18 protein-coding genes and 1 pseudogene are annotated in these 14,901 nt (G+C 48.1%); 14 read left to right on the top strand and 5 right to left on the bottom strand.

The window, feature by feature from the left end; genetic code table 11:
* Positions 1-59: 59 nt before the first annotated feature.
* From V7K53_RS34140 to V7K53_RS25780, 4 genes and pseudogenes are all read right to left on the bottom strand, one after another.
* Positions 60-373, bottom strand: a pseudogene (locus V7K53_RS34140) (IS1634 family transposase); the annotation flags it as partial.
* The gene (locus tag V7K53_RS25790) at positions 286-507 is read right to left on the bottom strand and encodes a DUF4277 domain-containing protein (RefSeq protein WP_334763929.1); all 222 of its coding nucleotides are present in this window, start codon (positions 505-507) and stop codon (positions 286-288) included. The pseudogene V7K53_RS34140 and the gene V7K53_RS25790, both read right to left, overlap by 88 nt.
* Before the next feature lie 93 nt (positions 508-600).
* A complete protein-coding gene (locus V7K53_RS25785) occupies positions 601-1,500 on the bottom strand; it encodes a hypothetical protein (RefSeq protein WP_335200370.1) in 900 nt (299 codons plus the stop codon).
* Between the two features lie 377 nt (positions 1,501-1,877).
* Positions 1,878-2,144 carry a hypothetical protein gene (locus tag V7K53_RS25780; RefSeq protein ID WP_335200369.1) on the bottom strand — a complete coding sequence of 89 codons (267 nt, stop codon included), beginning with the start codon at positions 2,142-2,144 and terminating at the stop codon, positions 1,878-1,880.
* 121 nt (positions 2,145-2,265) lie between these two features.
* Between V7K53_RS25780 and gnd the strand changes: the two genes are divergently transcribed.
* From gnd to V7K53_RS25745, 7 genes are all read left to right on the top strand, one after another.
* The gene (gene gnd, locus V7K53_RS25775; RefSeq protein WP_335200368.1) at positions 2,266-3,321 is read left to right on the top strand and encodes a phosphogluconate dehydrogenase (NAD(+)-dependent, decarboxylating); all 1,056 of its coding nucleotides are present in this window, start codon (positions 2,266-2,268) and stop codon (positions 3,319-3,321) included.
* 81 nt (positions 3,322-3,402) lie between these two features.
* Positions 3,403-4,779: a glucose-6-phosphate dehydrogenase gene (gene zwf / locus V7K53_RS25770; RefSeq protein ID WP_335200367.1), complete on the top strand. Its 1,377-nt coding sequence runs from the start codon at positions 3,403-3,405 to the stop codon at positions 4,777-4,779.
* Positions 4,769-4,996, top strand: a complete 228-nt coding sequence (locus tag V7K53_RS25765; RefSeq protein WP_335200366.1) for a hypothetical protein — start codon at positions 4,769-4,771, stop codon at positions 4,994-4,996. Before zwf ends, V7K53_RS25765 begins: the two co-directional genes overlap by 11 nt.
* A gap of 174 nt (positions 4,997-5,170) precedes the next feature.
* On the top strand, positions 5,171-5,641 hold the full coding sequence (locus V7K53_RS25760; protein ID WP_335200365.1) for an Hsp20/alpha crystallin family protein: 471 nt from the start codon (positions 5,171-5,173) through the stop codon (positions 5,639-5,641).
* Between the two features lie 45 nt (positions 5,642-5,686).
* Complete coding sequence (locus tag V7K53_RS25755; protein WP_335200364.1) at positions 5,687-6,229, top strand: DsbA family protein; 543 nt, start codon at positions 5,687-5,689, stop codon at positions 6,227-6,229.
* 333 nt (positions 6,230-6,562) lie between these two features.
* The gene (gene dnaK, locus V7K53_RS25750) at positions 6,563-8,452 is read left to right on the top strand and encodes a molecular chaperone DnaK (RefSeq protein ID WP_335200363.1); all 1,890 of its coding nucleotides are present in this window, start codon (positions 6,563-6,565) and stop codon (positions 8,450-8,452) included.
* A gap of 185 nt (positions 8,453-8,637) precedes the next feature.
* Positions 8,638-9,411 carry a ChaB family protein gene (locus V7K53_RS25745; RefSeq protein WP_335200362.1) on the top strand — a complete coding sequence of 258 codons (774 nt, stop codon included), beginning with the start codon at positions 8,638-8,640 and terminating at the stop codon, positions 9,409-9,411.
* Here V7K53_RS25745 and V7K53_RS25740 read toward each other — a convergent pair.
* Positions 9,384-9,515: a hypothetical protein gene (locus V7K53_RS25740; RefSeq protein WP_335200361.1), complete on the bottom strand. Its 132-nt coding sequence runs from the start codon at positions 9,513-9,515 to the stop codon at positions 9,384-9,386. The two genes, V7K53_RS25745 and V7K53_RS25740, sit on opposite strands and share 28 nt — an antisense overlap.
* Positions 9,516-9,562: 47 nt before the next feature.
* Here V7K53_RS25740 and V7K53_RS25735 point away from each other — a divergent pair, with 47 nt between their 5' ends.
* From V7K53_RS25735 to V7K53_RS25705, 7 genes are all read left to right on the top strand, one after another.
* Positions 9,563-9,724, top strand: coding sequence for a hypothetical protein (locus tag V7K53_RS25735; protein ID WP_335200360.1), 162 nt, complete (start codon positions 9,563-9,565; stop codon positions 9,722-9,724).
* An 84-nt stretch (positions 9,725-9,808) separates the two neighbouring features.
* Positions 9,809-10,480 carry a BON domain-containing protein gene (locus V7K53_RS25730; RefSeq protein WP_335200359.1) on the top strand — a complete coding sequence of 224 codons (672 nt, stop codon included), beginning with the start codon at positions 9,809-9,811 and terminating at the stop codon, positions 10,478-10,480.
* Between the two features lie 79 nt (positions 10,481-10,559).
* Positions 10,560-11,213, top strand: a complete 654-nt coding sequence (locus V7K53_RS25725; protein ID WP_335200358.1) for a TMEM175 family protein — start codon at positions 10,560-10,562, stop codon at positions 11,211-11,213.
* Between the two features lie 70 nt (positions 11,214-11,283).
* Positions 11,284-12,186, top strand: coding sequence for a YfdX family protein (locus V7K53_RS25720; RefSeq protein WP_335200357.1), 903 nt, complete (start codon positions 11,284-11,286; stop codon positions 12,184-12,186).
* A 190-nt stretch (positions 12,187-12,376) separates the two neighbouring features.
* A complete protein-coding gene (locus tag V7K53_RS25715; protein WP_335200356.1) occupies positions 12,377-13,351 on the top strand; it encodes a YfdX family protein in 975 nt (324 codons plus the stop codon).
* 123 nt (positions 13,352-13,474) lie between these two features.
* Positions 13,475-14,482 carry a J domain-containing protein gene (locus tag V7K53_RS25710; RefSeq protein ID WP_335200355.1) on the top strand — a complete coding sequence of 336 codons (1,008 nt, stop codon included), beginning with the start codon at positions 13,475-13,477 and terminating at the stop codon, positions 14,480-14,482.
* A complete protein-coding gene (locus tag V7K53_RS25705; protein WP_335200354.1) occupies positions 14,479-14,796 on the top strand; it encodes a chaperone modulator CbpM in 318 nt (105 codons plus the stop codon). Before V7K53_RS25710 ends, V7K53_RS25705 begins: the two co-directional genes overlap by 4 nt.
* The last annotated feature ends 105 nt before the right edge of the window (positions 14,797-14,901 follow it).

Here is a 14,901-nt window from a genome sequence, read left to right as displayed (position 1 = left end):
CCTATTTACCCAAAAAACCGTCGATTGATATTTACCCAAAAGATTTGCCTGCACTACCTCCTGCCGTTTTTTAGTTCTGTCGAACTCACGTTAACCTGGATATTAGCCAGTTGGTGTAAGGGCAACTTAGAACTGAGCCGTTGTGCCGCTTTTCAGAATCTTTTGAGCAAGCAAATTCTTGGTTTAACAACTGCAGAAGTTCGGATTGGGCAAGTGATAACTTTTTAATTAAACGTTTTTCCAATCGCTTGAGGTCAGATTCTTTTCTCGCTTGACTTTCAACAACTAACCAGGACTGTCGTACACCACCATATTCACTACAATTTGGTGCAATTCGATATCCAGGCATTGTGCTGTCATTAAATGCAACTTCTGACCTGCACTAATGATTTCTTGAGAGTGAGTTCCCAACAGTCGGTTAATTTCTTCTACTAAATTCATTTCATCACAAATGCCTGCGACTATGCCGCAGTGGTCAATATCCTGTACCCTGATATCTAATGTCATACTTCTAAAATGCAGCATTTAAGTCATTTTCAAAAATACAGCATTTACGAGCGCACCTGCGGAATCTAGGCTTTAAGGATGGGAGACTTTCCTTTAACTTGAGGTAGGAGCCAGCCAGAGGGCTAAGTTTCGCACATAGGCTTTAATATGTTCAAGGGCTTGTGGGTTTTGCTTCATCCCATCTCCAGGGGGTTCGGTTACAAAGCTAGGTGCGCCCATATCAACATCCCAATTGTAGTCGGCGAAATGGTGGAAGCTTGATTCAGCGATCGCACGTCCTAAAATATTTCCTTGTTCATCCTGCGTACTTTCAAAAGCAACTACTAAGTTGAAGTCCCGACCGGAGACTGAGCTTGTACCCAAGGCAATTACTCGTGCATTCTTCTCGTTTGCAGGCACACCTACGGCTCCTTCATGGGGATGAGCTGGAAACAATTCAATTTCCTCAGAAGGTAATGTAGGATTCCTGAGTAAGTCATGAACGGGTTCTATAGGAGTAATTTTCTCGTAGTCACCATTTAACCCAGAATGGAAGTTGGGCCAGGAAATGTACTTAGTGTAGATGTCGTCAGGGCAGTGGTGCGAGGGATCGGGATCGGGATTCTTACTGTGAAAGTAATGGGCTGCGCCGATACCGCCAAGATTACAAACCGAACAACCTACATCCTGATGGTCACGGCTGACCAATAAACCGCCGCCGCGCTGACGGAAGGCACTGATGCTCTGACACTCTTTTGGAGTTATGCCATCCCCTACATCCACAGCAAACAGCCACAGTTCATCAAAATCTGAATTATCCAGCGTACTTAAAACTGGATCGTTTTTTTCAGCAGTATTTTCTCGATCCCTTGCTGTTACCTGGTACAGGGGTTCCCCAGTGTCACTTTTCAACGAAGCTAAATAGTCCTTTAGCAAAGAAAATCGCCCAATATACCAATCATCTTCATTGGTGGGAATTGTTGTCTGTAACAGAATTTGAATCGGTTTAGTCATGATCTCACTCCCTAGGGTTCCTCTCGTAGCGTGAGCTAATTACTAGATCAATGTGGAAATTGTAGCGAGATAATCTAAGCAAAAAATGAGGATGTTTAAAGAGCAATGCTTTTGTCAAAGCATAGATAAGTGTTTCTAAACGCAATTTAGTATCAGTATCTGCTCAGATTTTCCTTAGATTTGCCAACTAACGTTAGGGCAGATTCGTTAAGAAGATAAGGAAATGGGAAAAATTGGACAAATCCTAGATTCAGGCTTGGTTAACTGATTCGTCTTTGTAGAGAGGTATAAGACCTATGGTTAACAAAATTGTAACTACATTTGAACAAGACCATAACCCGACCAGAATCAAAAGAATTTTATTGGAAACATTTTCTCTATAGTCTAGTTTGGCTGACGGTGCTAATGCTGGGATATGGAGGATTGGGATGGACTCTCTGGCTCGATCGCCATTTCTCGACGATTGCAATACCGATGTTCATTTTGGCAATTGCCGCAGTCCGTGCCTGCATACTCACTGGCTTTCCCGTCTGGGCGGGATTGTTATCTCTCACATTCGGTTTTGCATGGATTCTAACTGGAGCATCGATATCAAGCGGATTATTGGGCTGGGCAATAGCGATCGCTCTATCCTGGATTGGCATTTTTACCCTGGATATGGCATTAGACCAGTCAGTCCGTCGAAAATTTGCTGGAAATAGAGTTAAGTCGAACTGAGGTTTTCCTGATTCTAACAGCCGTCTGCGCTACTGGCGCTATTGCGGGATGGATACTCCCAATTTTTCTCACTTGAATACAGGGCATATTATGGAACTGGGAATGATAGGACTAGGACGAATGGGAGCTAACATGGCACACCGTCTAACCCAGCCTGGACATACCGTCATTGGCTACACTCGTCAGCCACAAAAAGCAGAGGTGCTGGTTCAGGAAGGAGCGATCGCCCGTGGTGTAACATCATTCGTTGAACTCATCGAAGCACTCACGCCACCCCGCACCGTCTGGCTGATGCTACCCGCCGCGACAGTAGATGCTACCCTACAGACTCTCATGCCGTTTCTAGACGCTGACGACATTATCATTGATGGTGGCAATTCTTACTACATTGATGACATTCGTCGTGCAGATCAATTAAAAGTCAAAGGAATTGAATACATTGATTGTGGAACTAGCGGTGGCATTTGGGGGGCAGAACGCGGCTACTGTCTCATGATTGGTGGTGCATTGGCGGTGGTGAAATATCTTGACCCCATCTTTGCAGCGCTGGCTCCTGGTGTATCAGCTGCACCGCGCACCCCTGGTCGTGAGTTAATGGGGGGAACAGCGGAACAGGGCTATTTGCATTGTGGCTCTCACGGTGCAGGGCACTTTGTCAAAATGGTTCACAACGGCATTGAATACGGCATCATGGCAGCTTATGCCGAAGGGTTGAACATTCTTCACCATGCTAATATTGGGAAACAATTGCATCAAATCGATGCTGAAACTGCTCCCTTACGAAATCCTGAATTTTACCAATACGACTTTAATCCCGCAGATATAGCAGAGGTGTGGCGCAGGGGGAGCGTGATTAGTTCTTGGTTACTTGATTTAATCGTGATCGCCCTTCTCAAAGACCCCGACTTAGCCAACTTCGAGGGGCGCGTATCTGACTCTGGAGAAGGTCGATGGACACTAATGGCAGCCATTGAAGAAGGAGTTCCTGTTCCCGTCCTTAGTACAGCCCTCTACACACGATTTAGCTCTCGCGGTCAATCAGACTTTGCCAATAAACTCATTTCTGCGTTGCGCTACGAGTTCGGTGGGCATCTGGAACAATGACGCGGGGATTTTAATCAGCTTTCTTCCCCTCTGCTCCCCTGCCCCCTGCTTCCCTTTTCCGCGTCGATATGGAGGTTAATCATGGCAGCTTTACTCTCCGATGCCCTGGTATTTTTTGGGATCACAAGTGATTTAGCCTACAAAAAAATCTTTCCTGCCTTACAGGCGATGATTCAGCGCGGTCATTTTGACATTCCAATAATTGGAGTGGGTAGGCGAGATTGGAGCATCGAACAATTACAATCTTATGTGCGTAAGAGCCTGGAGGAACAGGCCAGCGTTGATGAGGCAGCTTTCCAGAAACTGTGTTCATTACTTTACTATATTTTTGGTGATTATAGCGATCGCGCCACCTATGATAAATTATGCCAGGTACTCCAAATAGCTGAAGCTCCTCTGTATTACTTAGCCATTCCTGCCAGTTTGTTTGCGACGGTTGTCGAAGGGTTAGGTCAATCAAGTTGTGTAAAGAATGGTCGCGTTATGGTAGAAAAACCCTTTGGAAGCGATCTAGAATCGGCTAGAATGCTGAACTGCATTCTGCACTCTATCTTTCCCGAAAGTCATATTTTTCGGATTGACCATTACTTGGGAAAAGAACCAGTCCAAAACCTTCTCTACACTCGCTTCGCCAATTCATTACTCGAACCGATTTGGCATCGCGTCAGTATTGCCAGCATCCAAATCACGATGGCTGAAAAATTTGGCATCGATGGACGGGGACAGTTTTATGAAGAGACAGGCGCTATTCGGGATGTGGTGCAAAATCATCTACTTCAAGTGACGGCGTGTTTAATGATGGATCCGCCCATCAACGAGCAGCATGAAGCCATCCGAGATGAAAGAGCGCGATTGCTCAAATCCATAGATCCAATCGAACCCTCAAATGTAGTGCGCGGGCAGTACAAGGGCTATCGCCAGGAATCTGGTGTAGCTCCTGATTCCAAGGTCGAAACCTTCGCGGCGGTTAAGCTCAACATTGATACTTGGCGCTGGGCTAGCGTTCCGATTTACATTCGTGCAGGCAAATGTTTACCGAGTACAACTACTGAAGTTGTGGTCAGGCTCAAGCGTCCGCCGCAGGATGTTTTTGGCGAGCGTGCCTTTGGATTAGCAAATTATTTCTACTTTCGTCTTAGTCCAAATGTGCTGACTGCGATCGGCATTCGCTCTAAAACCCCAGGCGACGGAATGGTGGGTAGCGAAGTTGGACTAGTCGCTCAAGTCGAGCATGGCAATGAGATGAATCCCTACGAGCGGCTTTTTGAAGATGCGATGAAAGGCGACTCCATGTTGTTTGCTCGCCAAGATGAGGTGGAAGCACAGTGGCAAATTGTCGCTCCTATCCTAGATCAAGCAACCCCTGTTTACGAATACGCACCCCATAGCTGGGGGCCTCCTTTGGCGGATCATATGATTCCCCCAGATGGCGGTTGGCATAATCCTAATGCGACGTGATATCGTTGTACCGCGTTTTACTGTACGACGATGGTTTAATCGGAAATCATATCCAAGGGAACCAACCAAATCTTATTGGCTATGTCGAGTAAACTTTTTGCTCACTCCTCAAATCGTCAATGATGGAGTAACTATTGCCAAAGAAGTTAAGGTTAAAGGGAAGTTATTTGTTTTTCCCCTTACAATTTTGCCTTGTCCCAATCCCCAATCATCATAGTTTCCTCAGAAAGTCCTTAGATTTCTTTTTTATAGTGTCAACAGAGTTCAGCACAGGCATGATAGCAACGCTGTTTCAGCGACTGACAAAACCCAGTCTAATGCAGAATTCTAAACACCCAAATATAGATCATCAGAAGACTTAAAAGTATAGATGATCAGGAGACTTAAAATTATGGCACTCGTTCGTTGGGAACCTTTCCGAGAAGTTGAAAGTTTGCAGCGGCAGTTAAACCGCTTGTTTGATGAGATAGCACCGACAGGTCGTAGAGAAGAGGAAGGCATTGCCTTTATTCCCTCCGCAGAGATTCAAGAAACCCCTGATGGAGTTCATCTCAAGGTAGAAATTCCTGGTGTAGACCCCCAAGACCTAGATGTGCAGGTATCGCCAGAGGCAGTATCTATTTCCGGTGAGCGCAAGTCAGAAATCAAAACGGAAGAAAGAGGCATCACCCGCACCGAATTCCGCTATGGCAGGTTTCAGCGCGTAATTCCGTTGCCTACCCGTGTCCAGCACGAACAGGTGCAAGCAGAATACAAAGATGGCATTCTCAAGCTGAGGCTGCCCAAGGCTGAAGAAGATAGGAACAAGGTTGTGAAAGTAAACTTAGGTAACGGGCACGGGGGCAACGGGCAAGGGCAGTGACGCAATGTTTTCCAAAGCACTCCCTTAAGAGCAGGAGGTGACAACATGATCACAATAGCAACAGGCGAACTTAGCCTCCCAGTTAGCGAACGCGACCATATCCGAGGGCCAAAAAACGCACCCGTCACCCTCGTAAAATACGGCGACTATGAGTGTCCCTATTGCGGTCGTGCCCATTTGATCGTCAAAGAACTACAGCAGTTGACCGGAGATCTCATGCGCTTTGTCTACCGCCACTTCCCGTTAACTAGCGTGCATCCCCACGCCGAGCAGGCAGCAGAAGCAGCAGAAGCCGCTGGGGCGCAAGGTAAGTTCTGGGAGATGCACGACCATCTCTTTGAACATCAACAGGCGCTCGATCGCAAACATCTAATAGAATATGCCGCTAACCTCGGTCTTGATGTGCCTCGGTTTAGTCACGAACTCGCCGAGCACGCCCACATAGCCAGGATACGCGAAGACTTACTCAGTGGAATTCAGAGCGGGGTCAACGGCACGCCGACTTTTTTCATCAACGGTGTGCGCCACGATGGCTCTTACGACCTCCGCTCGTTGTTAGCCGCGATTCAAAACGCAGCCGAATCCTGAGTGCTAAGGAGCCGGAGGGCAGAAGGTTCAAGGATAGATTCTTCCCTCTGCCAAAAGGTCACAAGCCCACGCCAGTTTGCTCAAGTCGGGAAATCCTTACTTTCAGAAGCCGTTGTTAAATCCCCTAAATTTATTTATGGGGATTCCCCTTCTGCCCTCTGACTTGAAAAAGGTTGTAGGGTGTGGGGTGTGGGGTGTAGGGGAAGAAACCTTTTTCATGCATGGCGGTGAAACTTGTTTCATCGGGACTGCCTTCTTAATACCATTTATTCAACTTGTCCTGAATCCAAACTCTCAATTTTTTATCTCAATCTTTGAAGGAGGTTGCTAACGATGGCAAAAATCGTTGGTATTGACTTAGGAACTACCAACTCCTGTATAGCTGTAATAGAGGGCGGACAACCCGTCGTCATTGCGAACACAGAAGGCGGTCGCACAACTCCATCTGTGGTTGCTTACACCAAGAAGGGCGAAAAACTTGTCGGGCAAATTGCCAGGCGCCAGGGTGTAATGAACTCAGAAAACACTTTTTATTCCGTTAAGCGGTTCATCGGGCGCAGGTATGATGAAGTCACCCAAGAGGCAAAACAAGTTACTTACAAAGTGGCACGTGACAGTAATGGCAATGTCAAGCTACACTGTCCCGCTCTGAACAAGGAATTTTCACCGGAAGAAATCTCGGCTGAGGTAGTCCGCAAGCTGATAGATGATGCCAGCACATATCTGGGGGAACCAGTGAGGCAAGCGGTAATTACCACCCCTGCCTATTTCAATGACTCTCAACGGCAGGCTACCAAAGATGCCGGTAGAATTGCCGGGATTGAAGTTCTGCGAATTATCAACGAGCCAACGGCGGCTGCCCTCGCCTACGGACTTGACAAGAAAACCAATGAAACCATCCTAGTCTTTGACTTAGGTGGTGGAACGTTTGACGTGTCTATCCTAGAAGTGGGTGATGGTGTGTTTGAAGTGAAAGCTACCAGTGGCGACACCCACTTGGGCGGTGATGACTTTGATAAGAGAATCGTAGACTGGCTAGCAACCGAATTCCAGCGTAACGAAGGCATCGACCTCCGTAAAGACAAACAAGCCCTGCAACGCCTCACCGAAGCAGCAGAAAAAGCCAAAATTGAACTGTCAGGCGCAACACAGACGAACATTAACTTACCTTTTATTACTGCAACCCCGGAAGGCCCGAAACATCTAGATATGACCTTAACGCGGGTACAGTTCGAGCAAATGTGCGCCGACTTGTTCGATCGCAGCCGCATTCCCGTCGAACAAGCTCTGCGCGATGCTAAACTGAGTCCCGCAAATATTGACGAAGTAATCCTAGTGGGTGGTGCAACTCGGATGCCAGCTGTTCAGCAACTGGTACGGCAGATAATAGGCAAAGACCCACACCAGGGTGTCAACCCGGATGAAGTCGTAGCAGTGGGTGCAGCGATTCAGGCGGGTGTGCTTGGGGGTGAGGTAAAAGACGTACTGCTCCTAGATGTTACGCCGTTGTCGCTGGGTGTTGAAACTCTAGGTGGTGTGACGACCAAGATTATTCCGCGCAATACCACTGTTCCAGTGAAGAAGTCTGAGGTGTTCTCAACGGCAGCTGACGCACAAACAAACGTAGAAATCCAGGTTCTGCAAGGCGAACGCGAAATGGCATCCGACAACAAGAGCCTGGGAACCTTCCGACTAGATGGGATTCCTCCAGCTCCCAGAGGTATGCCACAGATCGAAGTTACCTTTGACCTTGATGCTAACGGGATTCTGTCAGCAACTGCCAGAGAAAAAGCCACAGGTAAAGAACAGTCCATTAGCATCACAGGTGCGTCTACCCTCGACAAATCTGAAGTCGAGCGGATGGTGAAAGAAGCCGAGCGCAATGCCGAAGAAGACCGTAGGCGGCGCGAACAAATCGATACCAAAAACATGGCAGATTCTGTTGCCTATCAAGCCGAGAAACAACTTCAGGATTTGGGCGACAAAGTGCCACCAGCAGACAAGTCCCGCGTGGAAGGCTTAATTCGAGACTTGCGTCAGGCAATTGAGCAGAACAACATTGATCGCATGAAGTCTCTCACCAACGAAATTCAACAAGCTCTGATGCAAATCGGCACTGCGGTCTACTCACAAGCAGGTGCATCTCCAAACGGTGGTACTTCTACAGACCGTCAAGGCGGCGGTGAAGATGTCATCGATGCAGACTTTGTGGAACAAAAGTAACAAGACGCAGCGAGCAGTCCGTTGCTCTGGAAACCAGAGTTAAAGGAACTGCTTTAGCGAGCCTGCGTGCGTCACCCTCTGGGTAACGCAGTGAAATTATCAAATACTCTCTTCCTATCCCCGCGTCCTTAAATCTGCGCCACATTTCGTGATTTTATCTAGTTTTTTAATTTGGAGTAATTTTTATGACTTCTACATCTGAAAAAACCGCCCTCAAAAGTGTCTCTGCTATCTTCAAAGATGAGAAGAAGATGCAAGAAGTGGTTGAGCGTCTAATCGATCGCAGCGTTCCCAAAGATCGCATTTCGATTATTGGTCGCGACTTCCACACCGAAACTCGCATCTCCGGATTTGTGACTAAACAAGATGTGATCTTGGATGGACTCGCCACCGGAGCGATTTTCGGATCGCTGTTTGGTTCTCTGTTGGCTTTACTTACGGGCGTGGGCGTGTTGTTCATTCCCTTTTTGGGAACCGTAGTAGCAGCAGGCCCTTTGGGAGCAGCATTATTAGGAGCGGCAGGCGGTGCTTTATATGGTTCCTTGGGAGCAGGCATTGGATCTGCCTTAATCGCGATGGGTATGCCGGAGGACAAAGCTGCTGTTTACGAAACACGCCTGAAAACAGGTGAGTTTTTACTGGTCGCGGAAGTGCCACAAGAACAAGCAGACGAAGTTGTCTCACTGTTAGAAAGTGCGGGTGCGGAAGAAGTCGCTATCACTGACATGAAAATTCCCCGTCAACCAAAAGGTGAACTGGCAGATAATGAGCAGATTTCACCAGAAATTAGAGCAAATCTGTCGGACGACGCGCAAAAAACTTTTGTTGATACCTACAATCGGTCGTTCAGAGAAGCCAATGGAAAAGATAATGCCTTTGCGAAAGCTTGGGATCGGGTCAAACAGATGTTTGATCGCGACGAAAAAGGTACTTATTCCAGGTCTAAAGTCAGATCGTAAATTTCCAGAGTTGCGATCGCTTCCAGCGGGCGCTCTGCGCCATCGCCTACGGCGGGGCGTAGCCCATCGCGACGAACAAGGCACTTATTCCAGTCACAAAACAACTTAAAAAACTAGGAGAACCATCATGAACTGATATCACCGACTCCTGATGCAGGCCATCCTCGGGGGCCGGATGGACTACCTGAGCGAGGTCACAAACATCGAGTTCATCTCGCTCGACCTAGCACCAGAGGCGTACCGGACATTCGACCAAGGGGCACCGAAAAAGTTCGTCATCGACCCGCACAACAGCACCAAGAAAGCTGCATAGAGCAGGATCATCCTGTGGCAGAAGCAGGTGTTAGAGCCTGTGAAATGAAGTTTAGCAGTTTTAAACCATAAAGGAGAAACAACCATGACTACTGCAACCGCAACCCGAACTGACGAGGAAATCCAAAAGGATGTGCTGAATGAGCTGAAGTGGAATCCTCGCGTTCAGTCCACCGAGATCGGCGTGGCTGTCAAAGACGGCATCGTCACACTCACAGGCTGGGTCAACTCCTACACCAAGAAATGGGCGGCTGAGGAGATCGCCCACCGTGTCCGTGGCGTGCTGGCTGTGGCTAACGACATTGAGGTGCGGCTACCTAGTTTTGCCGAGCGCACTGACGCCGACATTGCCGCAGCCGCCGTTCGTGCCCTGGAGTGGGATGCCGACTTGTCCATCGATAAGCTCGATGTCACAGTTTCCAAGGGCTGGGTCACGCTTAAGGGTGAGGTCGAGTGGCAGTACCAGAAAATAGACGCTGAGCGAGTGGTTCACCGCCTGTCGGGTGTCAAGGGAGTCACCAACTTAATCACCGTCAAACCCCGTGTGACCCCATCAGAACTCAAGCAGAAGATTGAGCAGGCGTTGTTGCGGAGTGCCGAAACTGATGCACAGCGGATTACGGTCGAGGTGGAGGGGAGCAAGGTCATCCTGAAGGGGACGGTACGCTCCTGGGCTGAGCGACAAGAGGCAGAGCGATCGGCGTGGTCGGCACCAGGAATCACCTCGGTGGAAAACTGGATCACGATCTCGCCCTAAGCCTGACCGTCAGAACGGCCGCCTCTACTATCATCGAAGCAAGCACAAAGGTATGGTGGAACACAGAATCAAGTCAACTATGCAGAAATCACGAGCATCAGCGGAGTCGGACACCCAGCGGATTGAAGCGTTTAGCGATGCCGTGTTTGCCATTGCCATCACGCTGCTGATACTGGAAATTCGCGTGCCAGAGTTGAACTCTACGGAGGGAACAAGCAACACACTAAGTCTTGCCTCAGCATTATTCGTATTGTGGCCGTCCTACTTCGCCTACATTTTCAGCTTCGTGGTAATTGGAATTTTCTGGGTAAATCATCACTACGTCTTCCAACTCTACGAACGGAGTGATCCAGTATTTAATCTGTTCAACCTCTTGTTTCTGATGTGTATTGCGTTTCTGCCGTTTCCAACGGCGGTCGTGGCTAGATGCATTACTGACGCACAGCAGCTGCAAACCGTAGTCGTCTTGTATGCGTTGGTATTGTTCTTATCAGTGTTGACATGGCTGCTCATCTGGCTCTATGCCAGCCGCAATCATCGATTGCTGAACAGAAATCTCGACGGTCGATTCATCGCTTACCTCACCCGCATGTACATATTAACTAGCGTGTTGTACTTCTTAGCGCTGGTGCTGTCGTTGTGGAACGGTATCGCCGGATTGGTGTTATGCGTGGGATTGACGTTACTATACACGCTGCCGCCGAAAAAGCCAGTGTATCGTAGCGGCGCATAAACATTGTTTGATCGCGATGAAAAAACACCTATCCCAAACCCAAAACAAATTAACAAATAAGGAGAAGATTATGACCTCTACGACATTGAATCAGCCCAATCCTCAATCTCAGCAGGAGATTGAACAGGAGAGGCAAAAGGCAACGAATGAGGCTCAAAGTTCCCTAGATCAGGACGCAATCGCCGCGCTCGAAGAAACTCGCAATGCAATCAACGCCATTGATCGGGAAAACACTCAGGAAACCATTCAAGCTCTGGAACGGGCAACTGGAAAACTTGATATTCTTCTGGCACGTTACCCTGAACTGGCTCTGGTTCCTGTGTCAACTCAGATAACCATTATCGATCTTGCCCCTCGGGATTTTGATTTGATTGAGCCAATTCGCGATGAAGCTAAGAGGGCTGTGAATGAGGAAGATTTTTCGACTGGGCGTGCATTGTTGCACAACCTAGTGAGCGAGATTCGCACATCAACCGTCAATCTGCCACTTGAGACGTATCCTGATGCCATCAAGGAGGCCGCCCGATTGTTGCATCAAGGGAGAACCTATGAAGCCAGAGCGGTAATGCAACTGGCACTCTCAACTCTGGTGGTGACAGAACAATCTCGACCCATTCCACTGATTAATGCCCTTACTGAACTAGCTGCTGCAATCGCTTTAGCCGCTCAAGGACAGGATCAACAGAATCAGGACCAGCAAAATCGGGACCAAGTACTGCGGTTGCTGGAAGATGCTCGCACCCAACTCAAGCTGGCGAGAGAACTGGGCTATGCTAGACGCGATCCCGAGTACAAAGAACTTGACCGGGCAATCAGAGACATTGGGCGGCAAATCAGGGCAAAGGAGAAAACAGAAAGTCCATTTGCCAAACTCCGGGAAAAGTTCTCTAGTTTCTTCAACCGGGTGTCCAGAGTCAACAGACCATCTCATGAAAGTCACCAAACCCAAAGTCAGCAAACAGCTAATGCTTGATTGGGTTTAAACCTATCAAGGTGAGGGTTAGCCATGCTGCAACCCCGATCAACAGTGGCAACTTGCAAAACACATGCAAGCCTGTTGCAAAACGCCGATTTGGATAAGGTTTCCAAATCGGCAACAATTCTCTGACGAAAAAGGCATCTATCCCAGGCGCAAAGCAAGTTTACAAACCAGGAGAACGATCGTGAACCAATATCACAGATTCTTTAGAAGGCTGCAAGTCCTGTTAGTGGGTATTCTTTTCTCCACGCTTTTATTCATCGCTCCCGTTCATGCAGTTAGCTCTGCTACGGTATCTCCTGAAAGATTGAATCAGCTTGATACTAGTCTTCAGCAGGAGATTGAAAAGGAGAGGCAACAGGCAACAGCTGAGGCTGAAAGTAAACTGGATCGAGAAGCGATCGCCGCAATCGAAGAAACTAAAAAAGCGATCGCTGCCATTGAGCGGGGAAAGACGACTGAAGCAATTGCTGCCCTAGAACGAGCAACTGGAAAAATTGACATTCTAGTAGCACAATACCCTAAACTAGCTCTAATTCCGGTGGCAGCTGAGGTAGCGATAATCGATTTTGCCCCTCAGGATTTTAATTTGGTTGACCGAATTCGCAAACAAGTTAAGTCTGCTGTAAATGCAGAAGATTTTCCGGCGGCTCGCGAACTGTTGAACAACTTGATGAGCGAGATTCGCACAGCAATCGTCAATCTGCCATTAGAGAGATATCCAGATGCTACCAAGCAGGCAGCTCGGTTGTTGAACGAAGGCAAAATTGATGAAGCCAAAGGCGTGCTGCAACTTGCGCTCTCAACTTTAGTGGTGACAGAACAAGCTCGACCCCTGCCGCTAGTCAAAGCCCATACCGATCTAGTGACTGCGGTTACTTTAGCAGAGAAGGATCGTGACGCAGCACAGAGGTTGCTAGAAGATGCTCGTACCCAACTCAAGTTAGCTCAAGAACTAGGATATGCCAGAGGAGATCGCGAGTATGCAGCATTTGACAAAGCAATTAAAAATCTAGAGCGGCAAGTTAAGGCACGTGAGAACACAGCAGGCGCATTTGCCAAGCTTCAAGAACAATTCTCTAGTTTCTTCAACCGAGTATCCGAAGTCGTTAAACCAGATGATTCCTCAAATAGGGCAGAAGCCAGGAGACGCGATTAATCGCGTCTGTACAAGAATTAAAAGTAGAGACGCGATGAATCGCGTCTGTATAAGAGTGAGGAGTTTTATCTCCCCCTGCCCCTCTGCCCACCCATCCCATCGCGTTAATTTCAAGAGGTGCTGATGGTTGCAGCAACCGATTTCAAAGATTATTACGAAATTCTGGGTGTCAGTAAGAACGCCACTCCGGAGGATATCAAAAAAGCCTACCGGAAATTGGCACGGAAATATCACCCGGACTTAAATCCTAACGATAAGCAAGCGGAAGCGCGGTTCAAAGAAATTAATGAAGCTAATGAAGTGCTGTCCGACCCAGAAAAACGCCAGAAGTATGACCAGTATGGTCAGTACTGGCAACAGGCTGCGGCGGGTACACCTCCACCCAGAGGGGCGGGTACACAAGGTTATGACTTTAGCCAGTATGGCAACTTTGATGATTTTATTGATGAATTGCTGGGAGGGTTAGGTCGCAGTGGCGGTCGTACAAGGCAGCGCGGAGCTAATTATCGCACTACAACAAGACCAGAAGGATTCCGGGACTACGTAGATTTTGGGTATGGAGAAGACCCCTCCAGCCGCTTCACTGAAGTTCCCGCACAGGATACAGAAGCGGCGATCGCTCTCACTTTTTCTGAAGCATTTCATGGTACACAGAAGCAGCTACAAATTGATGGAGAAACTATCACTGTTCGCATTCCGCCGGGAGCAAAATCGGGAAGCCGCATTCGAGTCAAAGGCAAAGGACAGATGAGTCCTTTTAGTCAGCAACGCGGCGATTTGTATCTGACAATTGAATTATTGCCTCATCCTTTCTTCAAATTTGAGGGCGACAATCTTGCCTGTGAACTACCTGTTAGCCCAGAGGAAGCAGTGCTTGGCGCACAAATAGATGTTCCTACGCCCGATGGCAAGGTAACAATGAAGATTCCGGCTGGTGTGGATTCCGGCCAAGCACTCCGACTACGTGGCAAGGGCTGGCGCGATCCAAAAGGTAATCGTACCGCTTTGATCGTGCGGTTAAAAATTGTGACACCCAAAGATTTGAGTTCCCAAGAAAGAGAGTGCTATGAAAAATTGCGGCAGGTCAGTAGTTTTAATTCCCGTCAGGGCTTAACGGAGGTGCGGTTATGAGTTCTAACCTGAGTTTGTCTTGCGTGGTGTGGACAGAAGCAGGCGATCGCCTCTATAGTTTCGAGCAAGCCGCCTACCTCACCCAAACTTCGGTTTTATTGCTAGAACGATTTGCCCGCCTGGGATTAATTGAACCTGTAGGAATCATGCTGCGCCCACAGGATCTCTTTCGCGTTGAGCAGATTCAAAGGTTGCACCGCGATCTGAACTTGAATTGGGTCGGAGCAGCAATGGTGCTAGATATGGTAACTGAAATTGCCCAACTCAAGGCGCAACTGCGCGCCTATCGTGCTGAATTACAAATTCGTAATTAAGAGCGTTAACCAATACCTTCGCCAAAAAAAGAGTATGAAGAGATAGGGCTGCCGTAGTAGAGTTATTGTCTCTCACAACGACAACTCAGAACCCACACACAGCCC

This window comes from Nostoc sp., assembly GCF_036917355.1.
In the GTDB taxonomy this organism is placed as follows: domain Bacteria; phylum Cyanobacteriota; class Cyanobacteriia; order Cyanobacteriales; family Nostocaceae; genus Nostoc.
This window is presented reverse-complemented; position numbering and strand designations above follow the sequence as displayed.